Source organism: Pseudoalteromonas sp. MER144-MNA-CIBAN-0113, from assembly GCF_040308965.1.
In the GTDB taxonomy this organism is placed as follows: domain Bacteria; phylum Pseudomonadota; class Gammaproteobacteria; order Enterobacterales; family Alteromonadaceae; genus Pseudoalteromonas; species Pseudoalteromonas tetraodonis.
Genome location: NZ_JBEOOG010000035.1, coordinates 16,901 through 40,944, shown reverse-complemented (window position 1 = coordinate 40,944; position 24,044 = coordinate 16,901). Strand labels below are relative to the sequence as shown.

Here is a 24,044-nt window from a genome sequence, read left to right as displayed (position 1 = left end):
GGAATCTTTATCCGTTACTTGTTTTTCAAGTTCGGCAATGCGTTTGAGAAGTTGCTGCTCTAGTTCAGTCATAGGGGTATTTTACCCTGTAACTCGCTGATTATCTGCATGTTATTCAGATTAAAAGCTGATCAGGTATGATCTAAAGTTATAAGCTCAAGTTTGATAAAATCAGCGGTTTATGACCAACAATATCAAAGCCATCGAGCAGCCAGTGCAGTTGTTGCTCAGATAAAACAAGCTGGTTTTCATGCTCGGCATTCGGCCATTTAAACTTATTGTTTTCTAATCGCTTATGCCACAAAGCAAACCCCGTTTTATCCCAGTAAAGGATTTTGAGTTTATCTTTGCTTTTGTTGCAGAAGATAAATAAAGCACCGGACATCACATTTAAATTCATTTCAGCGACAACAATATTAGCTAAACCATTAATCGATTTTCGAAAGTCCACCACTGGGCGGTGCAGGTAAATGTCACTTGGCTCAACAAACATTTTCATTTAACTAAACCTCTAATCAAATCAGACAAATACTGTGCAGAGGTTGAACCTGGCAATTTTAATTCTCCAACCTGCAAAGTCAGTGTGATATGGGCAGGCTCAACAATTTCTTGCAAACGGGTTTGTTCAGTTTGAATGGTCACTTTGCTGAAACTAGATTGGGCGGTTAATTGTTTGCGGTACTTATAAAAAGTGGACGTTGCTAAGTTATTTTGCTGGCAAAAATCTTGTATGTTTAAACCAGAGCCTGGTTGTCGGCGAATTAAATCTAGCCATTGTTGTGTTCGATTGGTTTGCATAACTCACTCCTGTGATTAAAAAGAAATGAGCTTAGCGAATATAAAATAAATGTTTAGGTGTGGTTTAGCCGACGGTTACAGTATTTCACCGGTATCACGTTTATAGGTTTGTAATAAAAAGCTTTCGGTGTGGCTACCACAGCGAATTCCTGTCAGGTCATTAAAAATACGTTTAGTACGGTTGTTTACTAAATCTTTTTCAAAGTTACCGGTTAGGGCTTGGCTATAGCGTTTGTTATGAGTAGGAAAGTAGCCCTTAGTATCAACGGCTCCTGCAAAAATTATGTCTTTATTTTCCAGAATTGGTTCTTGAATAGCCGGCAGTGATTGATCTGTAAGTTTATCGTAATCGGTTGTGTACTTGGTTGGATTAGTATTCTCGATGGGTTTATAGTTTTGCGAAAAAAGTTGTTGCTGGGTTATTTTTCCGCTTTGGATCCAACCCTCAAAACATTCGCCAATTGCTTTACTGGCGTGTTTAGCCGATATCAGGATTGGTTTAAAGAATGCGTCATACTCTATGTTTTCAAGCTCTCTAAATATTGATTCTGATCCCAGCGATAAAGAAGACGCTTGCTGAGAAATTGTACTGCCTTTTTTAGTAACTTCGCCCAATAAACTACTGATGCTAGTGACTGAGCTATTTATTTGTGTGGTTGCATGCTGAAATGCAGAAACAGACTGATGCATACTATCAAGCGCGGTAGATGAGGCACCAATATCTTGGTTAATCGTTAAAAAGGATTGAGTCACGTTTTCTAGCTCTGATTTTACAGAAATACTTTGCTGTGAAACCTGCTTCATATCTTCATTGGTTTTTATACTGTTGGCGTTAATGTCTGTAAGCATGTCTGCAATTTGTTTGGTTGCTTCATTGGTTTTATTTGCTAGGTTACGCACTTCGTCGGCAACAACCGCAAAACCACGACCTTGCTCACCTGCACGAGCGGCCTCTATGGCTGCATTTAAAGCAAGTAGGTTGGTTTGCTCTGCAATGTTTTGAATAACTTGGGTAATGCTTTGTATATCACTGGCACTTTTCAATAATAAATCTAATTGCTGGGCCACTTTATCTATAGAGCCAGATAACGAATCAATTTGGCTGGTGGCCGTTTGTAAGCGGCTATCGGCAGAGCTTGAGGCTTGCGCTGTTTGTACCATTGCTTGATTAATAGTGGTCATGCTGTCACTGAGTTCAGTACTATTTTGTGAAAGCTCGTGTGTGGCACGCCCGACAGTTTCACTCTCGTTATAACAAGCGTCTATTTCTTTAGATAAGCTATCAACATAAAATGACACTTCAGCTGCGCCTATGGCATTTTTTGAGGTGGCTTTGGTAATGTTTTGTGCAATTTTGTTATTGAACGACTGCACGGCACCTAGTGACGAATTGTTATTTGCTGATTCAGATTTTGCTGGTTTTATATAAAAAATTGCAGATAACAGCACTATAATTGCTGCAGCAATGGTGGAGAGCTGTTCAAAATAGAAAAGAAAACAAATGCTTAAATAAAAAATGCTGTAGAGCAGGTAGGTTATTTTCATTCCTTTGACCTCGTTACTAATTGTTCCTTCTATCTTTGACTATAAATCAAACAAAATCAAATAATAAACACACTTTTAAGGATTTATTAATAGTGATGTATTGAGCTCTATAAAACTGTTTTCGTACAAAAAGCGCCAAAGTAGTAAACCTACTTTGGCGCTTTTATTAGTATTAATAAACAATTAGTTAGCTAATAACCATTCGCTTAATAAGCGAACACCAAACCCCGTTCCACCTGGTGAAAGCTCATCTTTGCCTTTTTTCACTAATGCATTACCTGCGATATCAATATGCACCCAACGGGTGTCGCCAGCAAAATGCTCTAAGAAAGTAGCGGCTGTGGTTGCACCAGGGCCACCTGAACCTACATTTGTTATATCAGCAATGTCAGACTTCAACATATCTTTATAACCTAATGGTAAGCGCCATAGGTTTTCGTTTACTTGTTTACCTGCAAGAGTAAGTTGAGATACTAGCGTGTCATCATCAGAGAATACCGCTGCGTATTCATTACCAACAGCACGAATTTTAGAACCCGTTAAGGTTGCAACATCAATCATGACCTCTGGTTTGTAGTGCTCACGTGCATACCACATTGCATCACTTAGTACTAAACGACCTTCAGCATCGGTATTTAATATTTCTACACTTAAGCCTTCAGCAGTGCGAACAACATCACCTGGAGCAACAGCAAATTGCGATACCATATTAGCTGCCATTCCCATAACGGCTACTACGTTTTTATCTGCTTTAGCTAACGCCATTGCTTTTACAGTACCAAGTACGGCAGCAGCACCAGCCATGTCTGATTTCATACGTGCAATAGACGCACCGGTTTTAATACTGTAACCACCTGAGTCAAATGTAATGCCTTTACCAACAAGGGCAATAGGGGTATCGTCAGAGCCTTTATAATGGGCAACCACTAAACGGGCACCTTGCTGGCTACCTCGGCCAACAGCTTCTAATGCACCCATACCCAGTTCTTTTATTTCTTTAGGCTCCAATACTTTGATGGTTACGCCCAAAGATGATAATTCTTTTGCCGCATTAGCAAAATCAACAGGTGTCATTTCGGTAGCGACTTCAGAGGTTAAATCGCGGGCTAAAAACACACCGGCTTGAATGCTTTCTAATTGGGTGTAAAGCTTGCGAGTTTGCTTGGTGTTATCAACATCAAATGTGTAGCTAACTGTTTCAGTGCTTGGTTCTTTTTTGTAGTTTTCAAAACGGTGATCGCGTAAGTTTGCACCATGGGCAAAATTAGCAGCAAGTGCAGCGTTATCGTTTGCCCCCGTTACATCTTCAAAAATAACACTGGCAGTGCCTGCTTTAGCTTTAACTAGGCGAGCATGAATATTACCGCCTAACTTAGCCGCTTTTGCTTTATTTAATTCGTCTGTTTTACCTGTACCTACAACCAAAATACGGCCGTAGTTACTTTTACTAGGCGCGACAAGTTGCGCGACTTTTGCGTAATCGCCAGTAAAGTTTTCTATATCGATAATACGTTGTAATTGGCCATCGAATTGTTTATCAAGTGTTTTAAATTGGCTGTTGTTGCCATCTTGGCTATAAAATACAACCAGCGTGTTTGCGTCGCTGTCTACTTTTGAAGAAAAATTAAAGTCTGCTGCTTGTGCATTAATACACATACCTAGTGCAAGCGCGATTGAAGAGGCTTTTATAATACGTTTCATTTTTTAACCCAAGAATAATTTAAAGGGGTGTTTTACCCTATTTAGGCTGTTATGGGTAAGTAGGATACGGTGAAACCGCAAATATCAGCGATATACGTCTAAATCATGACTAAATACCATGACATAACGGCTTGATAAACATATTGTCATGCTTAAAGGTTTAATTAAAACAATGCTCGCGTTACTATCAAACATAAAGGCATTACGCAGCTTTTAACCACTAACCTAGAGAATCTGCATTGAAAGCAAAAGAAATTCGCAACTTTTATATTAACGAAGAACAGTCTGTTTATTTGCTGTCACACCGTGATGCAAAAAAACATCGTCAGTGGCTTAATATTTGTATTAAACAGCTCACTTTGCTTGGGTATAAAAAGGTAGAAATGATTGGCTCAGGGGCATTTGGGTTTGTATTTGCAGGGGATGATGAACATGGCCTGCCTTGGGTGTTTAAATTTTCAAGAATAACGCTCGCGCAAAGTGTACGTGATCGCCTTGAAGATGAAGCGTATATGCTTTCGCAAATCAAAAATCCCTTAGTGCCAACATTTTATGGTTTTGAGCGAATAAAAAAACAAGGCATTTTGATGATGGCGCGCGCTATTGGTGAAGACCTTGAAAAAGTATCACTAAAGCAAGGGCGCTTACCGGCCGCCAAAATAATGAGCTTAGCGGTTAAATTAAGAAATGTGTTGCTTGATTTACGTCGTCATAAAAATGGTTTAAGCCCGCAGCCTATTGTACATGGTGATATTAAACCCTCTAACTTGGTTTGGGATGAAAATGAAAAGCAGCTTTCATTGGTTGATTGGGGGAGTTCGGTATATGCCCAATTAGATGAACAAGGCAACCCTATTGCCAGTAATTTTATGGATTTAATGTCGGGTGATTTAAGCACCACTAACGCGCGAATGGGTGATGTGTATTTTATTGGTGATGCGCAAATGTCTGGTGAAAAGTCATCCCCTCGTTTTGATGAGCAGGGGGTTGCATCAACTTTGTATGCACTTGCATCGGCTCAGTCTTGCCGATTTGGCGCTCAGGCTATTCCGGCCAGTAGTTTAATGCTACCTAAAGAGCTGGCGAATGTAATTGACAACATGCTTTCAAAAGAGCGTAGTGTAAGGGATAAAGCTGGCGACTATTTTATGCGTAACATAGAAACTATGGCAAAAGCATTTTTACCAGAGCTACCAATGCAAGACACTAAAGCACGCATTCCTTTTTGGTTTAGCCAAGATCCTGAGCCCGAAACCGTTGTATATAGTTCCCGAAAACAGTTTTTACGCCAAGCCGACCATAAACAGCAATTACTCGATGTAAACGATGCTCAGTTAGATAGGTATTACAAAGAATTTTTGTTTGATACTGGGGATACCGAAAAAGCGTTTTTAGCCTCTATTAGTCGCTTAGCGAAGTATCCTGTAGTAGGGGGGCTGAGTTTTCATTGGAAAGATGATTCTTTGTATGTTGAGTCATCACTTATTATGCACGATGAAGCTTTAGCAACCGCGTTTACTGATGCGGTAAATAATACTGTAATGCTTGCGCAAGCGATTAGTCAAAAGGGCTTATTTAAGTGTTGTTTATTTGATGCCCGTAAAACGATTCAGCTAGAACGCGATGGCACCGGTGCGTTTAAATTTAACCAGTTACCTGAACTTGATTATGAAGTGGTTAATGTAAAAGCCAGCGATGTAACCCGTCCGCATTCATATTTTGAAGATGGTAAAGATCCCGATGAACAATTGCAACTGCCTAAAAAAGTGATTAAATGTGTATTTGAGCTAAACCAGATACATCATACGGGTTGTATTATTTTTGAAGCGCTGCCAGATAGGATGAAAATTCATCATTACTATCGATTACTCGATGCCAGCAAAGAAGTAGAATTTAAACGTTTACTAAATAAACTTATGCAATACGCGGTAAATATTACCGACGTGGGGGTGGCTGGCTTTATGAAGTTACCTTATAAAAATACCCGCGAGTTTAGTTTATGCGAGCAGCAACCCAGCAATTATTATCCTAAAAATCCAAAACAACGACTTAATTAATAAATCAGTCGCTGAGGCTGGTGGCTTAACAATAGAAAGAAAAAATAGAAATTTCAATGGCAAAATCTAAACCACAAATTACATTAGAAAGTTACGGTATATATTCCAAATGGGACAAAGCTGACAAAGCGTTACCACAAATCACGCAATTCACTACGCAAGTAAAAGCAGAACTTGATGTAGAATTTGGTTTAATAGTAAATATCAAAAAAGCGAAAAGCGAAAAACTACATTATTGTATTTATCATCCCGGTATTATAGATGCCGATGGCGAAGTGATGCTGCCTTTTGAGGGGAATGTATATGTTAAAGATAACGATTGGTCGTTTTATTTAGGCGACACCGTGTGGGAGCCTATAGAAGATAAAATAGGTAACTGGCGTATGACCTTATCATTAGCAGGAAAAGTCATTGCTGATAAGACATTTAATCTTATCAATGAAAAAACCAAAACAGAAGACGACTTTTGGAAACACCGAGGCTATTAATTTCTTCATTAAGCAAAAAAAGCTAACAATAAAGTTAGCTCTTTTATGAAATTAGCTTAGTTACCCCAAGGGTTACTTGAATTTGAACGTTGTTTACGAGTACGGGCACGTTGCTTGGCTGCTTTTTTCTCTTGAATACGCTTAGCATCAGAAAAGCTTAACTCGCATGGTTCACCCGGTTTGTCACCTTCAGGGATAATACGGTCGCGTGGCGGTAGTTCGTATTGTACGTCATCTGGGCGAGGTAAGTTTTTAAGACGGTACAAATAGAAATTATCTACTTTTTGTTGTGCCCACTCGGTTTTACGCAAAAATTTAACTGCAGATTTAATGTCAGGGTTATTTTTAAAGCAGTTAAGTTGTAAGTAGGCATGCAGGAGTTCCCACCCATATTGCTCAACCAGTTCTTCAACCACTTGCTCTAATTTAACGCCTTGCAGTGGGTTATTACTGAAAAGTTCTTGGTTGCTCATAGGTGTTCTCTCGTTATTAAAAAATCAGCGAACATTATAAATTTAATAACGAGAGTTTAGTAGCAAAAATGCTTAACTTTGACAATTAACCACTACACGACCACGAATTTGGCCCTGCATTAGTTGCTCGGCGCTTTCAATGACTTGATCAAGATTTATTTCAGTTGAAATTTTATCCAAGTAATCGGCATTAACTAATGAAGCTAAACGATCCCATGCTTCAACACGATCCGCTTTAGGGCGCATAACGCTATCAATACCCATTAATGAAACCCCACGTAAAATAAATGGTGCAACCGAGGCCGGTAAGTCCATACCTTGAGCAAGCCCGCAAGCAGTAACAACCCCCCCATATTTAAGTGAGGCACAAATATTAGCAAGTGTGTGACTACCTACAGAATCAATTGCAGCAGCAAAGCGTTCTTTTTGCAAAGGTTTACCAGAGTTTGAAAACTCATTCCTATCAATTACATTAGTTGCACCTAATGATTTTAAATAGTCAGCTTGTTCCATGCGACCTGTTGCTGCGGTTACTTGATAACCTAGCTGGCTTAGTAAATAAATAGCAAAACTGCCTACGCCACCATTAGCACCGGTGACTAACACTTCACCTGACTCGGGAGTAACGCCTTGCTTTTCTAGTGCAATAACACTGAGCATTGCCGTATAACCGGCAGTACCAATTTGCATAGCTTGTTTAGGTGATAAGTTAGCGGGTAGGGGAATTAACCAATCACTGCTCAGTGCTGCTTTTTGAGATAAGCCACCCCAGTGCTTTTCGCCAACACCAAAACCATTTAAAATAACGTGGTCGCCACTTTTAAATTCAGCACTGTCGCTGCTAGTCACTGTACCCACTAAATCAATCCCCGGCACCATAGGAAAGCTACGTACAACAGGGCCTTTACCCGTGATGGCTAAGCCATCTTTATAATTTAAGGTACTGTAAAGCACATCAATTAATACATTTTCGTTTGGCAGATCGTCACTGTTTATGGTGCTTAGAGCTGCAGTGTAGTTGTCGTCTTGCTTATCTATAACAATAGCTTTGATAGAATTGCTCATTAGATTTCCTTTTAGACCGATCGTCTTTAAATTAATAGTAAAAAATGCATTAACTGAGTAATGCGCGTAAAAACATTTCTGCGTATAAAGTAAGTGGCTTACTTGATTGGGTTAGTTTAGCTCGCATTACTGCGCCTTCCCAACCCACCCAAAAATATTCACTCATTTGTTCGGTATTAATGTGTGGATTAATAGTTTGTTGCTGCTGGGCTAAATCTAAACATCGTTTTAATTGTTGTTGCCAAGCGATGTAGCTTTGCATTAAACGAGTTTTAAAGTCGTCACTTAAATGATTAAGCTCTTGATTTAAGTTACCGACCAAGCACCCGCGTTTGTAATCATACTTTTGCATTCCAGCAATTGCGCTTTGTGTGAAATTAACAATGCGCTCGAGTGCGGGGACTTCAGATTGCTCTAGGTAAAATTTAAGTTTATTTATAAAAAAACCGTCGTAGGCATCAACAAGAGCCAAGCCATAGGCTTCTTTACTTTTAAAGTAATGATAAAAGGAGCCTTTAGGTACTTTTGCTTTTTTTAATATGGTGTCGAGCCCGGTGGCACTAAAGCCAAACTCAGTTAAGGTTTCTAAGCCCACACGAATGAGCAGCGCTTTTGTATCGGCACTGTCTCTGGCTATTTTGGGTGGGCGGCCACGCCTAGTTGCAACAGCTGGTGTTTTGTTCATGCTTTATATTAGACCGAACGGTTTTAATTAATCAAGCTTTTATTTGGAATGTTTTTAAAACAGCACTCACGTTCTTTTTTTGATTACAAATTAATTGGGAACTTAAGGGTATATTGTTAGTCACAAATATGACACTTATGTGTTTTGAACCGATGTATCGGAACATTTTAATAAAGTTAAATTGATTAAAGTTGAGCAATAAAATTATTTTTAAATTAATTTATCATTGCATCAGCAGCTTAGTTAAAGTCAAACAAATTAATTGTATTTTGTGTTTGAATTTAACATTTTTGTTGGCTATTTATTAAATGTAGATGAATTTAATGCTACAAAAATATAAATATAAAGGTGAGGATTTTACCGATGAAGAGACAGAAAAGAGATCGTTTAGAAAGAGCTCATTCTCAAGGTTTTAAAGCTGGTTTAGCTGGTCGCTCAAAAGAGCACTGCCCTTATCAACAAGTTGATCCTAAGTCTGAGTGGCTTGGTGGTTGGCGCGAGGCAATAGAAAATCGCAATATGTATAAAACATAAACTCACAACGAATTTAAGCAAAAAAGCCTCTAGTTAGAGGCTTTTTTGTTGCGTGCGTTAAAACTAAAACGCGCTAGTGTCTTGGAATAAGCCCACTTTTAAATCTTTTGCTTCGTATATAACGCGGCCATCTACTTCTACCGTTCCATCAGCCATACCCATAAACAACTTACGTTTAATAACGCGTTTCATGTCTAGACGGTAAGTTACTTTTTTAGCTGTTGGCAATATTTGACCAGTAAATTTAACTTCACCTACACCCAATGCACGACCAAGACCAGGACCACCAGACCAGCCTAAGAAAAACCCAACCAGTTGCCACATTGCATCTAAGCCTAAACAACCCGGCATTACAGGGTCGCCTTTAAAGTGGCAGTCAAAAAACCAAAGGCTAGGGTCAATATCTAGCTCAGCAATAATTTGGCCTTTACCGTGCTCACCACCATCATCGGTGATAGAGATGATACGATCCATCATTAACATGTTGTCACTTGGTAAACGACAATTTCCTTCACCAAACATTTCACCTTGACCACAAAGGATCAAATCTTCTTTTGTATAGCTATTTTTAGGTTCCATAACACTTTATCTTTGCTTAGAAATTGCCCCGTACTTTAGCGTACACTTGTACGCTAAACAACTCGGAGCAGTTAAAAAATGGTTTAAATATAGCCAATCAGTCAATGCAACTGATTTTAGTATGATTAAACCGCGCAATTACTAACAGAAATCATTATAATTAGGGCTGACTTTTAATCAGTTTAAAGGAAATTTATGACCCTTTTTGTTAACTCACTCACTGTGATTGATTTTTCTTACTTATGCAATAAACGCGGTGCAGTTGGCGAAAGTTGGATTGTTGATTTGACTTTACATGGCAAACTAAATGAAGAGTCTATGGTTTTAGACTTTGGCTTAGTTAAAAAGCAAATAAAAGGTATTATTGATGAGTGTATTGATCACCGTTTAGCTGTTCCAAATAACATAAACGGTAGCATTAATGAATTTGCTGATCATAAAACATTAGATTGTACATTTGGTGAGAATAAGCACCTTGCAATGAGTGCGCCTCATCAAGCTTTTTGCCTGATAGATACCGATAAGATAACCATTGAGTCGGTTACAGAGTATTTAGTTGCCACAATACTGCCACAGCTTCCTGATAATATTGAAAAAATTGAACTGGTATTAAAGCCTGAGCACAACCAAAGTTTTTACTACCACTACAGCCATGGCCTTAAAAAGCATGATGGTAATTGCCAGCGCATTATTCATGGCCATCGTTCACAAATAGGGATCAGCTTAGGTTGTATCTCTATGCCTCGTTTACAAAAACAGTGGGCTGATAAATGGCAAGATATTTACTTAGCTACCAGCGAAGATCAAATCAGCGCCTCTGAATTAAAGCATATTATCGCCAAACAGGATGACGTGTGTTTTGCATATACAGCCGCGCAAGGTTATTTTGAAATGGCTATTAGCGAATCGCGTTGCGACATTTTACCAATAGATACCACAGTAGAATGTATTGCTGAGTATATTGCCGGCCAAGTGAAATTAGAGCACCCAGAAAAAGACGTAAAAATTACCGCTTATGAAGGCGTTGGTAAGGGGTCAATTAGTTATGCTTAAATCCTTATTAGTCTCAGCGTTAATTGCATCATTTAGTTTTAGTGCTTTGGCAGTTGAACTAAAAGGGCATTTAACTCAAGGCGGCTTGGTTACAGGGCAATTAAATAACGCAAAATCGGTTAGCTTAAATGATAAGCCATTAAAGCTATCTGATACTGGCTTATTTGTATTTGGTTTTGGTCGTGATGCAAAACCTGTACATACATTAAGCTGGGTAGATAAAAGTGGAAAAAACCACAACCAAGATTTAGTTATAACCCTTCGTGACTACAACATCGATAAAATAACCGGTGTTGCAAAAAAATATGTATCGCCACCAAAAGCGGTCAGTGAACGTATTAGCCGTGAAGCGGTCGCGGTAAGAAAAGCGCGCGCTGTTAACTCTGACCTAGAGTACTTTTTACAGCCTGTGCTTAGGCCTGCCGAGGGCCGTATTTCAGGTGTTTATGGAAGCCAGCGTTACTTTAATGGTGAACCACGCAGACCACACTTTGGTTTAGACATAGCAAATAAAACAGGCTCTCCTGTGTATGCGCCGATCAGCGGTACCGTGGTATTTGCTGAACCAGATTTATATTACTCAGGTGGTACTTTAATTTTAGATCATGGCCACGGTGTTACCTCGACTTACATTCACCTAAGCAAGCTAGATGTAAAAGTGGGGGATAAAATTACACAAGGTATGAAAGTGGCTGAAATAGGTGCTACGGGCCGTGTAACTGGCCCGCATTTAGATTGGCGATTTAATTGGCAAGGTGAACGCCTTGACCCTGCATTATTGATGCAAGACACATTAGCAAACAAAAAGTAGAGATTATGACTCAAGTAGAGCGCGAAGCAATTATTGCGCAGCGTATAAAAGATTCGACCACATCGGTTACAAAAGCGGTATTTCCTGGGCGTACTAATCACCACAATACGTTATTTGGTGGTGATGCATTAGCGTGGATGGATGAGGTTGCTTTTATAGCAGCTACCCGTTTTTGCCGTAAGCCATTAGTGACTATTTCATCTGATAGGGTAGATTTTAAAGAGGCTATTCCGGCAGGTTCATTTGCCGAATTAATCTCAAAAGTGTCGCATGTAGGGAATACCAGCCTAAAGGTAGATGTTGAAATATTCCTAGAAACCATGCACAAAGATAATAAGCATTCTGCTATTACGGGTAGTTTTACCTTTGTTGCCGTGGATGATAACCACAGACCAACACCGGTAGTATGCGATAAAATGCTACATGGCTTTGAGTTATAACGCGAAATAGTAAATTAATATAAGCACCAAACTAGGTGCTTATATTAAAACCCATTAAGAACACATCATACTTTATTTTCTTAGTGCTACAAACTTAGCATTAATGTTTGTTTGGGATAATAAGTAAAAAGGAGGGTGTAAATTTCAAAATAAAAAGGCGTGCACAAAGCACACCTTTTAAAAATTAAAGTACCATGGCGGCTATCCAGCCGAATACCAATAGCGGTAAATTAAAGTGAATGAAGGTTGGTACCACTGAATCCCAAATATGATCGTGCTGACCATCAGCATTAAGGCCGGAAGTTGGCCCTAACGTGGAGTCGGAGGCAGGGGAGCCGGCATCACCTAATGCGCCAGCAGTACCAACAAGAGCAGCGGTTGCCATAACCGAAAAGTTCAGCTCTAAACATAAAGGAACAAATAAGGTGGCAATAATAGGTACCGTTGAAAACGAGCTGCCAATTCCCATCGTTATAAATAAGCCGACTAATAAAATTACAGCCGCAGCCATCGGCTTATTACCATCAAAAATTGCGGCGCTACTGTGAACTAAGCTGGCTACGTGCCCAGTTTCTTTCATGACTGCGGCAAAGCCTTGTGCTGAGATCATAATAAAGCCAATCATGGCCATCATTGCCACGCCTTTGCTAAATACGTCGCCGTTTTCTTCCCACTTAACCACACCAAACACACTAAATATAACCACGCCAACTAGGCCGCCTAATATCATAGAGCCACTGGCATTTTGAGCAATTAACGACGTAACAACAGCAAATAAACCAACCATCATTACTTTTTTGGGGTTATCAATTTCTGTTTGTTTACTCTCAACGGTAAGGGCGGTATTTGTATATTCTCGGCGTTTTCTATAAGTAATAAACAGCGCAATTAACAACCCCACGAACATGCCAATAGCAGGAATAATCATCGCCAAAGGTACGCTGGTATTGACTATTTCAAGGCCATTATCCACTAGGTTTTTATGTAATATTGAATATAAATAAATTCCACCAAACCCATAAGGGAGTACCATATACGAGGTGGCTAAACCAAAGGTTAAAATACAAGCAATGGCGCGTCTGTCTAATCGCAACTTGTTAAACACCACTAATAGCGGCGGGATTAAAATAGGAATAAACGCAATATGAACAGGGACTAAATTTTGTGAAGAAATAGCACAAATCAAAATAATAAACAGGATAAAATAGCTGAGCAGGGTTTCACTCGAATCTGTTTGTGCATTAACTTTAGCTAATAACTTCGCAGCTAAAATACGTGTTAGGCCTGACTTAGAAATTGCCACGGCAAATGCGCCCAACATAGCATAACTTAAAGCAATCTCGGCACCTGACGATAATCCTGAATTAAATGCATCGATGCTTTCTTTCAATCCCATGCCAGCGGTTAATCCGGCAACCAGTGCACTTATCGTCATTGCAACAATCACATTTACACGGACTAAAGTGAGTCCAAGCATTAAAATAACGCCGATAATTACTGCGTTCATAGATTTCTCTGTTTTGTAGATTTAATTAATTTTATCAGATCTTTAGCCTGATTTTTACGTTCTTTAGTAAATGGATGCCTTGCATAGCGCACTTGCTTAAATAACTCACAAAAAGCGGTTATTTGTTGCTCTGCATGGGGAGCTTGGTTGCTAATATGTTCTAAAGTTTGGGTTGGCGTGGCATTTTCAGGATAGCTAATCGCGTGTTTATTAGCCCAAAAAATAATTTCATAATACTCATTTACCAGTGGTGGTTGTTTTTTTGCGGCTTTAGGGCGGTTTAAATAAATAAAGTAAGCCGTAAAACTCAAAATTAAAATAATAATAACCCCAAGTGGCACCAGCCAAATAAACTTATTACCAAATAAGGTAGCAAATAAATCTTGTTGCTTGTCTTTATCAAACCCAAGTACCCAACTAGACCATTGATAATCTAAGTTTTCTAATTCAAGGCGAAGCCAATTAATGGCGGCATAGTTACTTAAACTAACGAGTCCAAAGTTAATATTATTTTTAAATTCGTCATTAAGGGTGGTGCTTTGTGACAAGGAGCCGTTTAACCGCTCGGGTGCGACAACCGCTGTGGCATCAAATACTCTCCAACCGGCACCGGTATATACTTCAACCCAGGCATGCGCATCGTATTGACGAATAGTCATATAATCACTGTTTTTATTTAGCTCGCCTCCTAAATAGCCACTGACAACACGCGCAGGAATACCTGCACTTCTAAAAATAAAGGCAGCGGCACTGGCATAATGCCCGCAAAAGCCGCGCTTATTATTAAACATAAACTGATCGAGCGTATTTTCGCCGCGCATGGGGGTGGGTGTTAGTGTATAGCTAAATTCATTTTTAGAAAAATAGCTTAAAAGTTGATTAAAAAATTCATCGGCATTGGCACTATTATTTTTTAATTGTTGCGCTAACTGATGAGATTTTTGATTATTACTAACAGTTAATTGGCTATAAAACCGCTGTTGGGACTTATTAAGCGATGTACTAGATAACGGTTCACTATTAACTGCATATTGTAAAACCTTGGATTTATATTGTTGTTTACGTAATAAACCTAAAGTATTGGCAATAACATTGGGGGTTTCACTGCTTGAAAAACCAAGCCCATATAGCCAATCTGAAATAGCAGGCTCAGCTATAACCGTATACTGAGCCTCATTTTCACTCGTACTTTTTTTAGCGGGTAATATCAACGCTTGCTTTAAAAAGGAGGATGTTTTCCATGCTGCGCCATCAAATTCATCATGTACAATAGCGCGCCAATAATAGGGCGTAGGGGGTGGTGTACCATTAAATTTTGCTCTAAATACTAGTTCATCTGAATTTGATAACTTTGCTATATCAAACGGATCGACTTGTTCAGATAATCCTGTTTGTGCCATTTTGGGCCCTGGGAGTTGCCAAAATGCTGGAAGTTTAGGTAAAAATAATAAAAGTATTACGGCTAAAGGAAAAGCCAGTAGCATAATTTTAGCACTTTGTTTTGAAGAGAGTTTTAAGCTATGACTAGACTCTAATAACCCTAGCACCGCAAAGTTTAAAATATAGAAGGTGCTTATAACTAAGGTAGTAAAAATGGTTTGGCTAAACAAATATACCGCTGAGAGTGAAAAGAACGTAAGAGTAATGATCAATTGGTAATGCTGTTTTGATTTTGCCTGCAATAATTTAAAAACACACGACAATAAAAGCATGGCTACAAACAATACAACGGTATCTTTAAAGCCTATGCTGCTTAGCATAATAATTAATGCAATGGCGGCCAATCCATTAGCAAACCACGCGTTGGGTTTCTGCTTTTGTTTAACCGTTAAATAAATATTCCAGCCACATAACACACTAAGCATTGCAATAAAGGGCAGGGGTAAGTGTTCTGTAAAAAAACTGACTAGCCCTAAATAAATAAACGATAGAGCAAAATTAATAACGCGGTGGTTTTTAATCTCATTCATTATCATTACCGACTTGGCTTAACGCTTGTAAACAGCGCTGATGATGCAGCTTGCCTGAATTGGTAGTGATTAATTTATTAGGAAGTTTTAAAGAATAATTAATATCACTTTCAAATGCTTGGAAAACTAAAAAACAGAGTTGCCCTAAACGCTGTTCGGTATCGCCCGTGACTAAGTTAAAATCGAATTGTGCATCCGCTGATTTAAAATCACTAAATTGTTTTACAAGTAATTGCTGTGTTTTTGCATAGTGCTTCCATGATATTCGCTGTAACCCCATTTCTGGCAAATGAGTAATTAAACTTTCAAATTCATCATCACCTTTATGTTTTTCAGTGCCTTCATCGGTATTATTTGCAACTAAGTTTTGGTGTTTTTGATTTGTTGTTTTAATTATTGACGGATAAACATACACTGCTTTATTCGGTTGTATATAACTCCACACACTGACTAAACCAAAGGGGTAATTACTGGCAATTTTTATTGGCTTTAACTTGTAACAGCCTCGCTTGGTGTAAGGTAATGATAATTGGCATTTTATTACTTCATTTTTAACGCGCGTAATGTAACACGCATTTTTTAAATCCTTGGGGTAACTCAATGTAATGGATTGGCAAGGATCATCGGCTTCTATTTGCCAAGCTAGCTGTGGTGTCTGAGGCGCAAAACTGTCAATGGCGTATTTAAAGCTGACAGTTAAACCTCTGGCATTACTGTAGCCCAATAACAATGCAAAAATTATAATCACAAACATTAAATAAGCCATAAACAGAATTAAATTATTTTGATAATTAATCCCCATTACAAAATTTAATGATGCAACAACGCTAAAGTAAACGCCAAGCGTGGATGGTAAAACATAAATAGTATTATGTTTTAAGGTGATGCTATTTTTTTTGTGCTTATTTTTTAATAAGGCCGTTAAAATCGCGCTTTTTATATCGTCAATAAAAGTAGGGCGCTTAAATTTATAAATACGCATTTACCTAAACGGGCACTAAAACATGTTTTAAAATGGCCGCTATTTGTGTATCGCCCGCATCACTATGTAAGCCTAATCGATGCTGACACACATTTGAAAAAACAGCCTGTACATCTTCGGGTAGTACATAATCACGGCCTTCAATATAAGCCCACGCTTTGGCCGATTTAGCCAGTGCCATACTGGCTCTTGGGGAAAGCGAAGTCGTTAATGTTTGAGACTCACGAGTATAAGTCACTAACTCAATTATATAATCAACCACTGGCGAACTTAGCGTGATATTTGATATAGCATCTTGAATTTGCTTAAGTTGATGTTGTTCAATTCGCTGCGGTAACTGCGAATAATCACGTTTTAGATTATTTAACAGTAACCGTTTTTCTGCATCTTTAGGTGGAAACCCTAAACTTATTCGCATTAAAAAACGATCTAGTTGTGATTCTGGTAACGGGTATGTACCTGCCTGATATAATGGATTTTGAGTCGCAATTACAAAAAATGGAGTAGGGAGCGGGTACTTGTCTCCATCTACTGTTACTTGATGTTCTTCCATCGCCTCCAATAAAGCACTTTGTGTTTTAGGACCCGCGCGATTTATTTCATCAGCGAGCACCACTTGGCTGAAAATTGGGCCTTTATGAAATGAAAAACTATGTTCATTATTATTAAATATATTGGTGCCAATAATATCAGCGGGCAATAAATCGCTGGTAAATTGTATACGCTGATACGATAACCCCAGTACTGCAGCTAATGCATGCGATAAAGTGGTTTTTCCCATGCCGGGTAAGTCTTCAATTAGTAAATGGCCTTCACTAAATAAACAGGCTAACGCTAATTTTATTTGTTGTTGTTTACCAAATATAACGGTAGATAGGTCATCAATTATTGTTGTAACAATGTGCTGCATAATTTCCTTTAATCTATGAGTTCTAAACGTTTCATTACCGCATCAACTTTTTGCGCGTTAAAGGGCTTAGCTATAAATTCTTTTGCGCCTAGCTCCCAGGTATTTTGCACTGTTTCAAAGCTATTGTGGCCTGAACACATAACAACATGTGCATGAGGGTGTTCGTTGTTAATCGACTCTAAAATTTCAATGCTTTCAGAATCAGGTAAATCAACATCTAAGAATATAACGTTGGGTGATTTTTCAATAAGCAGAGGTTTAGCACAATTAAAATTATCGCACTCAATAATGTCATCAAAACCTAAACCGGCTAATACTTGGCTTAAATCAGCGCGGATCTGTTTAACATCATCAATAATTAAAATTGGTTCGAGTGGGCGTACAAATTCCATATGAATACTTCAATGTTTTTTACGGCTTGTGCTTTAATATTAAGCTAAGCATTAAGGAACCTCAAGGTGATAACTATGAATAACCATAATAGTTGTTTAAAGCTACATAATGTCCGATACCGTCTAGTATTGGACTTAGTGGGCTTAAAGTTTTTAAAATAGAGCACTGCTTATGCATAGGTATATTACTACCTATAATTTATATTATGTTAAATAATATAAATATGTACTTAATCAAACTAACTGTCGGCAATTACGTCACTTATAAACATGGTATTTTAGCCCTTTTATTCGCGCATTATTTATTTATAGTAATATGCTCTACTTTATTAAATATAAAAACGCTGTAATGACATTTTAGTCAGCCAAACTATTTAGCTAATCAATTAATTGCTTAAGCTGTTTAGTTTCGTCGTTTAGCTTTTGCTGATACTTTTTAACTTTGTCATGCTTACCTTGGCGCTTAGCTTTTTTAAGACCGGTTTTATATTCTTCAATTTCGCTATTGGTATCATCTATTTTTTGTTGTAACTCTGCTTTTAATCCATCCTGGGTGCAGTATTCGTTTGTATTATTGAGTGTTTTATTAAGACCTGCAACTTGGTGTGAATTACCTTGGCGTTTTGCAGTTAATAACTGGTGGTTAACTTCACAGGCTTTTTCGCACACCCCGTTAAATTTGCACAATCATCTTTGGCCAATACGACTGTTGAACCGGCAAATAAAAAACTTATTGTAATACCTTTAATAATCGTCATTTTAGAGTTTTTATTATCTCGCATTGGTCATTATTCCTCTTTAATTAGTCGTTAGCGGCAAAATACAGATAACAGCCCTTGCAGCTCTTCATTTATAACATGTTGTTTTACAACATCTTGCATAGGAGTATTTGATACTTTGTTATTTAAAATACCCACCATTTTAGCGCTTTCTCCAGCACATAAAGCCTTAACACTGTGTACGCCTAATCTTATTGCTAACATACGATCCGCTGCAGATGGATTACCGCCGCGTTGTAAGTGCCCTAGCTTAGTTACGCGCAAATCTATACTGGGATTAACGGTACTTATTTTCTCACATATATGCTCAACGCCAATTTCATCACCTTCAGATACCACCACAATAAAAGCATCCTCACTGTGATAATCACTAATTTTATTCACTAAATAAGTTATGTCTACATCACTTTCAGGTATTAATATCGAATCGGCGCCAGAGGTTAAACCGGCATAAGTGCCAATATAACCAGAATCACGTCCCATTACTTCAATAACAAACACCCTATTATGTGATTCTGCAGTATCTCTAATATTATCAATACATTGCATTGATGTGTTTACTGCTGTATCAAACCCTAAGGTGTAATCTGTACCCGCAATATCATTATCAATAGTGCCTGGAATGCCCATATACGGTATGTTAGTAATTTGTGATAACCATAAACACCCTCTAAATGAGCCATCTCCACCTATCACAATTAAAGCGTCAATATTATTATGTTCAATTGTAGCTAGTGCTAGATTTCTACCGGCGTCACCTCTAAATCTTTCACTACGCGCTGTTTTTAACACAGTACCACCTAAGTGCATGGTTTGTTGTAGGCTTTTGCAATCAAGTGTCACTAAATCATTATCAATTAAACCCTCAAACCCTTTTCGAACGCCCGACACTTTTATTCCATGTTGTTGAGCGGTTTTTACTATGGCAAATAATGCGGTGTTCATCCCAGGCGCATCGCCCCCTGAGGTTAAAACGGCAATGTGTTTAATTGGTTGCATCGGTTCACATCCTTCGACAAGCTAAACTTTAATAATTCATAATAGCTGTTTATGAGTAGGCTGTGTAAAGTAAGCGCAGTAAAGTTGATCTACTTAGGGTTTATTTGATTGTTTAATTAGTATGAAGGGAGCAGTTATAAATTGAAAAGTTGGTATGTTACTTTTGCTTTTAAAACAACATACCGTAATTTTTAATGAAGAGCCGCTGTAAAAGGAATGTTTTTACAAATTTCGGCTTCTATTGTTAGTAGCTCGTCTAAGCGTTCGTTAACTTCTTGCTTATCAAAGTATTCGTAGGCGAGTTCCACAAATAAATTTTTATGTTTTTCTTCTGATTTAGCAATTGCGACATAAAAATCTTTTTCTTTTCCTTCAGGTAGTGCCTCGGCAACTAAAGAAAAACGTTCATGTCCCCTCGCCTCAATTACCCCACCTACTAATAGTCTGTCCATTAAAAAACCGTCACGACCATGCCTAAAGTGTGCACGAATTTGTTTAATGTATAGATCTTTTTTATCATCACCCAAATTAGTATCGCGTTCAATTAATAGTTTAAGCACTTGTTTAAAATGAATTAACTCTTCAAGAGCTAAGTCAGTCATGGCTTTAACTAATTTACGCTTATCCGGATAATGTGAAAGCATTGACATAGCCATGCCAGATGCTTTTTTCTCAGCAGCAGCGTGGTCTTGTAAAAAGGTTTCGAAGTCAGCTAAAACAACTTCGGTCCATTCAAATGGCGTGTGGTATTTTAATTCAAACATAGGGATACAACTTATAAAATAATGCGTGGATTTTAGCGTATTTAAAAATAAAAATCTTTGATCGCGATTTAAATTTAACTTTCATAAGGCAAAAACTTATCAATCCGCCCTTTCGACGTTGACTCAATTTTTAATGGGTGCTTTATATCATTCCATGCAGTGACTTTACCGCCCATGTTCATTTTTTCAAAGTCAGCTAAGCTGCTGGTAATATTTAAAAACTCACATAGCTTATTAAAACTCTCGGGATTTGCTATATCAATGGCTAAAAAATCATTAGGCCGGTCAGCAAAGTAAGCATTAGCACTATTAAAATGAGTGTTATAACAATTAGTTAAATATTCATCCTGATTAATGTTTTCGAGTGAAAAATCACTAAACGTATTTAAGTAACAGCGCTTTAAATGAATATTAAAGCCCCCATCAGCACGCGTTAAATTAGTATGCATACGCACTAAAAGCTGTTTGATTGAAGGCAGCCACGCGCTAAGTTCTCGCTTTAAATATATAAATTTAGAACCTGGGTAATATTTATCTAATGTTTGATAATCGTTAAATACAGGTGTGTCTGCGATAGCCACCGCATTTTCAAAACAAGCGTTAGTGTAAGCAGTATGGGCAGTAGGTATACCAAAATCTAAAAATGCATTACATACGCTAGTCGTCCCAGTGCGTGGTAAACCAATAATAAATATTTTTTGTGTCATGGCGTTTTAAATGTCTTTTTCTGAAAACCAAAGTGATGCATCATTAGGGGGTGTTAATGCGGGTAACTGATTGTTTTTTAATTTAATGATAATTTTATTTTTTATATCTGCATGCTCAATCGCACTGCTATGATAAGCCTTAAACAAACGATCAAACTCACCGTTTTTACGCATAATAGCTAAGCCTTTCTCAACCGCTTGCGCTATTTCGGGCTTTTCTTTACTAAAAAAGAAGTAGATTGCACTTGGGTATTGCAACAATAAGTGCGGCACTATCGTGAGGTTAGCAACGGCTTCATCTTTAAAGGTATTGAGCTCAGTTTCAACCTCTAACACAGAACGAGGAAATACATCACCTCGGCCTTTTATCAACATATTAAATAACGAACTATATTCGATTGATGTCGATACAGTTAAACCGTTATCCTGCAGTATTTGTGTGTCAGGCCAATCATGCCCTTGAATAAAGTGTATGCTTTTAAAGTCGCTAAGGGTATTGATATTTAATAAGGTATTCACTTTATCCTGTGTAGTTACCAAAACACGCCATCCATATAACCCCTTAAATATAGGCACTCTAACGGGTAGTAATTGTTGCTCACGCTGTTTAGAGGTCATGGTCCAAGCTACGTTTATTTCATCAGTATGAAGAATTTGCTTTAACGCGCGGCTCTGTGGCATCGAAATACTTGAGGGTTGTAATGTAAAATTTTCTCCGCTGAATTGCAGAGCTGTTCTTAATAGTACTAACGGATATAATATTTCATCTTCACCACTGCGCATTGTTTTGGGGTATACAACATGCAAACTAGAAACGGTGTTTTTGCTATTATTTTCTATTGCCCATGCAAATGATGTCAGCGAACTGAAAAAATAAACACATGTAAAAACAATAGCTAACCGCATAATCGTTTATCTACTTAAAAGTAATAACACCGCGTTTATTATCACAATAGCAAAGGTGCTCATCATGCTCAATCCACGTGCCTTTAAATTATTGTTAATAATGGCAGAACCATGAACAACACGGCTGATAAATAATAAACCGCCTAATGCATGCACATAATGACTAGCTAACCCTTGATACTCCAATAAAAAAACTAAAATTAAGCTAATGGGCACGTACTCAATAAAATTACCATGCGCTCGGGTTGCACGTTCAAGCGCGGTATTACTACCATTACCTAACGAAATCCCTTCGGCTTTACGTATTTTTATAACATTAACACTCAAATAAATATAATAAAGGGCCAATAAGGCCGCATAGCTAGATATGATCACAGTATAGTCCATTTAATTTTTCAGCAATAATAACACATAAGTTAAGCGGTAAATCAGAAGCTTTATCATGAACTATGCTAGAGTAATTTATACATTGGAATAGTAACAAGTAAGGATAATATGTATTTAAGAACAAAAATCACCAATCACTATCGTGAAATAATAAACAGTATTGGCTTTTATCCCTCACTCCTGTCTGTTGCGTTTTTAATTTTTGCTGTACTCACTATGTCTGTTGAGTATTTAGCCCCTATTGAGCAATTTAAATCATTAATCTCATTTGTATTAGTAGACAGTGCAGAAAACGCACGAACCATATTAAGCACCTTAGCTGGCAGTATTATTTCGTTAACCGTATTTAGTTTTTCTATGGTGATGGTGGTTTTAAATGCAGCCAGCGCTAGCTTGTCACCCAGAGTCGTTCCTGGGCTTATTACCCGTAAATCGCATCAAATGGTATTAGGGTTTTATTTAGGCAGTATTATTTATTCTATTATAATGCTCATTAATATTAATAAGTTAGATAACGGAAATACGGCAATACCCTCATTAGGGGTACTCTTTGCGTTAATTTTTGGTTTGATTTCTTTGGGCTTGTTCGTTTTTTTTATTCACTCTATTTCAAAAGCAATTCAGGTTGATAACGTATTAAATGGTTTATTTAGACAAACCAAACAAGAGATCCAAGACATCATCAACAAACAAGGCGATAACCCCGTTGATAACTTTCCTGAATTTTCAAATTGGCATTCAATAAAAAGTACTACTGAGGGTTACTACAAAGGGGTTCACACAAATAAGCTGTGTGCTATTTTGGCTGAAGAAAAAATAGAACTTTTTATTACCGTTAAGCAAGGTTACTTTACCGTTAAAGGCTACCCGTTCTTAAAGTGTAATAAAGACATTTGTGAAAACGAAGAGTTAATAGAGAAAATTTTAGACTGCTTTATTTTTTATATAGAAGAATACATTAGCGATCATTACCGTTATGGATTAACCCAAATTTCTGAAATTGCTGTAAAAGCAATGAGCCCAGGGATTAACGATCCGGGGACAGCGGTTAAAGCTATTGATATGCTGAGTATTTTATTGATTGCTCGCCTAAAGATTAATGCGATTAACTACGCGTGTTATCAACCAGAAGAAGCCCCTTTACTCTATTTTCATGAAACCAGTTTTGATGAATTACTGCACGATAACTTCACTCCTTTGCGCAATTATGCCAAAGCAGATGCCTATGTAATGACCAATGTTATTGAAGCATTTAAAAATATTTTGTTTATTGCCAACGAGGATGTTGAGGCTCGAAACAGTGTGTTTAATTATTTAGGTGCCATTGTTGATGATATTAATCAGCACATTTGTAATGAGTATGACCGACGAGAAATTAGAAATATGCTACAAGCAATAGTGCGAATTAGTGAGTTACAAGGTAAGCAGTTGGTGGCACGTTTTGAGCAGCACCGACCTATTAGCGAGTAAGCTCTGTAGAGCTATTTATTCTGCCGAGGGACTAAGAGTTAT

At 37.9% G+C, this 24,044-nt stretch carries 26 protein-coding genes; 7 read left to right on the top strand and 19 right to left on the bottom strand.

The genetic code is table 11. The annotated features are described in order from the left end of the window. Positions 1-148: 148 nt before the first annotated feature. From tnpB to AAEY57_RS10830, 4 genes are all read right to left on the bottom strand, one after another. Positions 149-499, bottom strand: coding sequence for an IS66 family insertion sequence element accessory protein TnpB (tnpB, locus tag AAEY57_RS10845; RefSeq protein ID WP_036956871.1), 351 nt, complete (start codon positions 497-499; stop codon positions 149-151). Continuing rightward, positions 496-798 carry an IS66 family insertion sequence element accessory protein TnpA gene (gene tnpA / locus AAEY57_RS10840; protein ID WP_036956872.1) on the bottom strand — a complete coding sequence of 101 codons (303 nt, stop codon included), beginning with the start codon at positions 796-798 and terminating at the stop codon, positions 496-498. The genes tnpB and tnpA overlap by 4 nt, the downstream gene beginning before the upstream one ends. Before the next feature lie 75 nt (positions 799-873). After that, entirely contained in the window at positions 874-2,343 is a 1,470-nt protein-coding gene (locus AAEY57_RS10835) for a methyl-accepting chemotaxis protein (RefSeq protein ID WP_350607858.1), read from the bottom strand. Positions 2,344-2,526: 183 nt separating this feature from the next. Then, positions 2,527-4,044: a leucyl aminopeptidase gene (locus AAEY57_RS10830; protein ID WP_350607857.1), complete on the bottom strand. Its 1,518-nt coding sequence runs from the start codon at positions 4,042-4,044 to the stop codon at positions 2,527-2,529. Positions 4,045-4,283: 239 nt separating this feature from the next. On the opposite strand from AAEY57_RS10830, the gene AAEY57_RS10825 reads away from it, so the two are divergent. Together AAEY57_RS10825 and AAEY57_RS10820 are read left to right on the top strand one after the other, a co-directional pair. Further along, the gene (locus AAEY57_RS10825; protein ID WP_350607856.1) at positions 4,284-6,101 is read left to right on the top strand and encodes a protein kinase domain-containing protein; all 1,818 of its coding nucleotides are present in this window, start codon (positions 4,284-4,286) and stop codon (positions 6,099-6,101) included. A gap of 56 nt (positions 6,102-6,157) precedes the next feature. After that, entirely contained in the window at positions 6,158-6,589 is a 432-nt protein-coding gene (locus AAEY57_RS10820; RefSeq protein WP_350607855.1) for a DUF3859 domain-containing protein, read from the top strand. A 56-nt stretch (positions 6,590-6,645) separates the two neighbouring features. Here AAEY57_RS10820 and AAEY57_RS10815 read toward each other — a convergent pair whose 3' ends face one another. The 3 genes from AAEY57_RS10815 to acuR all read right to left on the bottom strand — a co-directional run bounded on the left by AAEY57_RS10815 (position 6,646) and on the right by acuR (position 8,812). Continuing rightward, a complete protein-coding gene (locus tag AAEY57_RS10815) occupies positions 6,646-7,062 on the bottom strand; it encodes a VF530 family protein (protein ID WP_008114664.1) in 417 nt (138 codons plus the stop codon). Between the two features lie 72 nt (positions 7,063-7,134). Continuing rightward, positions 7,135-8,127: an acrylyl-CoA reductase (NADPH) gene (acuI, locus tag AAEY57_RS10810; protein WP_350607854.1), complete on the bottom strand. Its 993-nt coding sequence runs from the start codon at positions 8,125-8,127 to the stop codon at positions 7,135-7,137. A gap of 49 nt (positions 8,128-8,176) precedes the next feature. Beyond that, a complete protein-coding gene (gene acuR / locus AAEY57_RS10805; RefSeq protein WP_350607853.1) occupies positions 8,177-8,812 on the bottom strand; it encodes an acrylate utilization transcriptional regulator AcuR in 636 nt (211 codons plus the stop codon). Positions 8,813-9,175: 363 nt separating this feature from the next. On the opposite strand from acuR, the gene rmf reads away from it, so the two are divergent. Next, a complete protein-coding gene (rmf, locus tag AAEY57_RS10800; RefSeq protein ID WP_008114656.1) occupies positions 9,176-9,346 on the top strand; it encodes a ribosome modulation factor in 171 nt (56 codons plus the stop codon). Between the two features lie 63 nt (positions 9,347-9,409). Here the strand turns inward: rmf and fabA are convergent, their stop codons facing one another. Beyond that, the gene (gene fabA / locus AAEY57_RS10795) at positions 9,410-9,925 is read right to left on the bottom strand and encodes a bifunctional 3-hydroxydecanoyl-ACP dehydratase/trans-2-decenoyl-ACP isomerase (protein ID WP_008114654.1); all 516 of its coding nucleotides are present in this window, start codon (positions 9,923-9,925) and stop codon (positions 9,410-9,412) included. 195 nt (positions 9,926-10,120) lie between these two features. Between fabA and AAEY57_RS10790 the strand changes: the two genes are divergently transcribed. From AAEY57_RS10790 to AAEY57_RS10780, 3 genes are read left to right on the top strand one after another with little or no spacing between them, the layout of a single operon-like run. Next, the gene (locus tag AAEY57_RS10790; RefSeq protein ID WP_350607852.1) at positions 10,121-10,978 is read left to right on the top strand and encodes a 6-carboxytetrahydropterin synthase; all 858 of its coding nucleotides are present in this window, start codon (positions 10,121-10,123) and stop codon (positions 10,976-10,978) included. Continuing rightward, a complete protein-coding gene (locus AAEY57_RS10785) occupies positions 10,971-11,789 on the top strand; it encodes a M23 family metallopeptidase (RefSeq protein WP_350607851.1) in 819 nt (272 codons plus the stop codon). The genes AAEY57_RS10790 and AAEY57_RS10785 overlap by 8 nt, the downstream gene beginning before the upstream one ends. A 5-nt stretch (positions 11,790-11,794) precedes the next feature. Continuing rightward, the gene (locus AAEY57_RS10780) at positions 11,795-12,229 is read left to right on the top strand and encodes an acyl-CoA thioesterase (protein ID WP_008114650.1); all 435 of its coding nucleotides are present in this window, start codon (positions 11,795-11,797) and stop codon (positions 12,227-12,229) included. A 184-nt stretch (positions 12,230-12,413) separates the two neighbouring features. Here AAEY57_RS10780 and AAEY57_RS10775 read toward each other — a convergent pair whose 3' ends face one another. The 11 genes from AAEY57_RS10775 to AAEY57_RS10725 form a co-directional block, all read right to left on the bottom strand. Then, positions 12,414-13,736, bottom strand: a complete 1,323-nt coding sequence (locus AAEY57_RS10775) for a Na+/H+ antiporter family protein (RefSeq protein WP_350607850.1) — start codon at positions 13,734-13,736, stop codon at positions 12,414-12,416. After that, entirely contained in the window at positions 13,733-15,706 is a 1,974-nt protein-coding gene (locus tag AAEY57_RS10770) for a transglutaminase TgpA family protein (RefSeq protein WP_350607849.1), read from the bottom strand. The genes AAEY57_RS10775 and AAEY57_RS10770 overlap by 4 nt, the downstream gene beginning before the upstream one ends. Continuing rightward, a complete protein-coding gene (locus AAEY57_RS10765; RefSeq protein WP_502935493.1) occupies positions 15,699-16,688 on the bottom strand; it encodes a DUF58 domain-containing protein in 990 nt (329 codons plus the stop codon). Before AAEY57_RS10765 ends, AAEY57_RS10770 begins: the two co-directional genes overlap by 8 nt. Before the next feature lie 4 nt (positions 16,689-16,692). Beyond that, positions 16,693-17,598 carry an AAA family ATPase gene (locus tag AAEY57_RS10760; protein ID WP_036956482.1) on the bottom strand — a complete coding sequence of 302 codons (906 nt, stop codon included), beginning with the start codon at positions 17,596-17,598 and terminating at the stop codon, positions 16,693-16,695. 8 nt (positions 17,599-17,606) lie between these two features. Continuing rightward, positions 17,607-17,990, bottom strand: coding sequence for a response regulator (locus tag AAEY57_RS10755; protein WP_013464929.1), 384 nt, complete (start codon positions 17,988-17,990; stop codon positions 17,607-17,609). A 378-nt stretch (positions 17,991-18,368) separates the two neighbouring features. Next, the gene (locus AAEY57_RS10750; protein WP_350607847.1) at positions 18,369-18,677 is read right to left on the bottom strand and encodes a DUF1090 domain-containing protein; all 309 of its coding nucleotides are present in this window, start codon (positions 18,675-18,677) and stop codon (positions 18,369-18,371) included. A 122-nt stretch (positions 18,678-18,799) separates the two neighbouring features. After that, positions 18,800-19,768: an ATP-dependent 6-phosphofructokinase gene (locus AAEY57_RS10745; protein WP_350607846.1), complete on the bottom strand. Its 969-nt coding sequence runs from the start codon at positions 19,766-19,768 to the stop codon at positions 18,800-18,802. Between the two features lie 191 nt (positions 19,769-19,959). Further along, positions 19,960-20,532 (bottom strand): MiaE family protein, encoded by a 573-nt coding sequence (locus AAEY57_RS10740; RefSeq protein WP_350607845.1) that lies wholly within the window; start codon positions 20,530-20,532, stop codon positions 19,960-19,962. Positions 20,533-20,606: 74 nt separating this feature from the next. After that, positions 20,607-21,239, bottom strand: coding sequence for a sulfotransferase (locus tag AAEY57_RS10735; RefSeq protein WP_350607844.1), 633 nt, complete (start codon positions 21,237-21,239; stop codon positions 20,607-20,609). A 6-nt stretch (positions 21,240-21,245) separates the two neighbouring features. Continuing rightward, the gene (locus tag AAEY57_RS10730) at positions 21,246-22,145 is read right to left on the bottom strand and encodes a transporter substrate-binding domain-containing protein (RefSeq protein ID WP_350607843.1); all 900 of its coding nucleotides are present in this window, start codon (positions 22,143-22,145) and stop codon (positions 21,246-21,248) included. 6 nt (positions 22,146-22,151) lie between these two features. Further along, positions 22,152-22,520: an MAPEG family protein gene (locus AAEY57_RS10725; RefSeq protein WP_350607842.1), complete on the bottom strand. Its 369-nt coding sequence runs from the start codon at positions 22,518-22,520 to the stop codon at positions 22,152-22,154. Positions 22,521-22,640: 120 nt separating this feature from the next. Between AAEY57_RS10725 and AAEY57_RS10720 the strand changes: the two genes are divergently transcribed. Continuing rightward, positions 22,641-24,002, top strand: coding sequence for a DUF2254 domain-containing protein (locus AAEY57_RS10720; RefSeq protein ID WP_028835242.1), 1,362 nt, complete (start codon positions 22,641-22,643; stop codon positions 24,000-24,002). Positions 24,003-24,044: the final 42 nt, after the last annotated feature.

Bases quoted from the DNA above. Each gene is read 5' to 3' on its own strand.
- tnpB (WP_036956871.1), bottom strand. From the start codon at position 499: ATGAAAATGTTTGTTGAGCCAAGTGACATTTACCTGCACCGCCCAGTG.
- tnpA (WP_036956872.1), bottom strand. From the start codon at position 798: ATGCAAACCAATCGAACACAACAATGGCTAGATTTAATTCGCCGACAA.
- AAEY57_RS10835 (WP_350607858.1), bottom strand. From the start codon at position 2,343: ATGAAAATAACCTACCTGCTCTACAGCATTTTTTATTTAAGCATTTGT.
- AAEY57_RS10830 (WP_350607857.1), bottom strand. From the start codon at position 4,044: ATGAAACGTATTATAAAAGCCTCTTCAATCGCGCTTGCACTAGGTATG.
- AAEY57_RS10820 (WP_350607855.1), top strand. From the start codon at position 6,158: ATGGCAAAATCTAAACCACAAATTACATTAGAAAGTTACGGTATATAT.
- AAEY57_RS10815 (WP_008114664.1), bottom strand. From the start codon at position 7,062: ATGAGCAACCAAGAACTTTTCAGTAATAACCCACTGCAAGGCGTTAAA.
- acuI (WP_350607854.1), bottom strand. From the start codon at position 8,127: ATGAGCAATTCTATCAAAGCTATTGTTATAGATAAGCAAGACGACAAC.
- acuR (WP_350607853.1), bottom strand. From the start codon at position 8,812: ATGAACAAAACACCAGCTGTTGCAACTAGGCGTGGCCGCCCACCCAAA.
- rmf (WP_008114656.1), top strand. From the start codon at position 9,176: ATGAAGAGACAGAAAAGAGATCGTTTAGAAAGAGCTCATTCTCAAGGT.
- fabA (WP_008114654.1), bottom strand. From the start codon at position 9,925: ATGGAACCTAAAAATAGCTATACAAAAGAAGATTTGATCCTTTGTGGT.
- AAEY57_RS10790 (WP_350607852.1), top strand. From the start codon at position 10,121: ATGACCCTTTTTGTTAACTCACTCACTGTGATTGATTTTTCTTACTTA.
- AAEY57_RS10785 (WP_350607851.1), top strand. From the start codon at position 10,971: ATGCTTAAATCCTTATTAGTCTCAGCGTTAATTGCATCATTTAGTTTT.
- AAEY57_RS10780 (WP_008114650.1), top strand. From the start codon at position 11,795: ATGACTCAAGTAGAGCGCGAAGCAATTATTGCGCAGCGTATAAAAGAT.
- AAEY57_RS10775 (WP_350607850.1), bottom strand. From the start codon at position 13,736: ATGAACGCAGTAATTATCGGCGTTATTTTAATGCTTGGACTCACTTTA.
- AAEY57_RS10770 (WP_350607849.1), bottom strand. From the start codon at position 15,706: ATGAATGAGATTAAAAACCACCGCGTTATTAATTTTGCTCTATCGTTT.
- AAEY57_RS10765 (WP_502935493.1), bottom strand. From the start codon at position 16,688: ATGCGTATTTATAAATTTAAGCGCCCTACTTTTATTGACGATATAAAA.
- AAEY57_RS10760 (WP_036956482.1), bottom strand. From the start codon at position 17,598: ATGCAGCACATTGTTACAACAATAATTGATGACCTATCTACCGTTATA.
- AAEY57_RS10755 (WP_013464929.1), bottom strand. From the start codon at position 17,990: ATGGAATTTGTACGCCCACTCGAACCAATTTTAATTATTGATGATGTT.
- AAEY57_RS10745 (WP_350607846.1), bottom strand. From the start codon at position 19,768: ATGCAACCAATTAAACACATTGCCGTTTTAACCTCAGGGGGCGATGCG.
- AAEY57_RS10740 (WP_350607845.1), bottom strand. From the start codon at position 20,532: ATGTTTGAATTAAAATACCACACGCCATTTGAATGGACCGAAGTTGTT.
- AAEY57_RS10735 (WP_350607844.1), bottom strand. From the start codon at position 21,239: ATGACACAAAAAATATTTATTATTGGTTTACCACGCACTGGGACGACT.
- AAEY57_RS10730 (WP_350607843.1), bottom strand. From the start codon at position 22,145: ATGCGGTTAGCTATTGTTTTTACATGTGTTTATTTTTTCAGTTCGCTG.
- AAEY57_RS10720 (WP_028835242.1), top strand. From the start codon at position 22,641: ATGTATTTAAGAACAAAAATCACCAATCACTATCGTGAAATAATAAAC.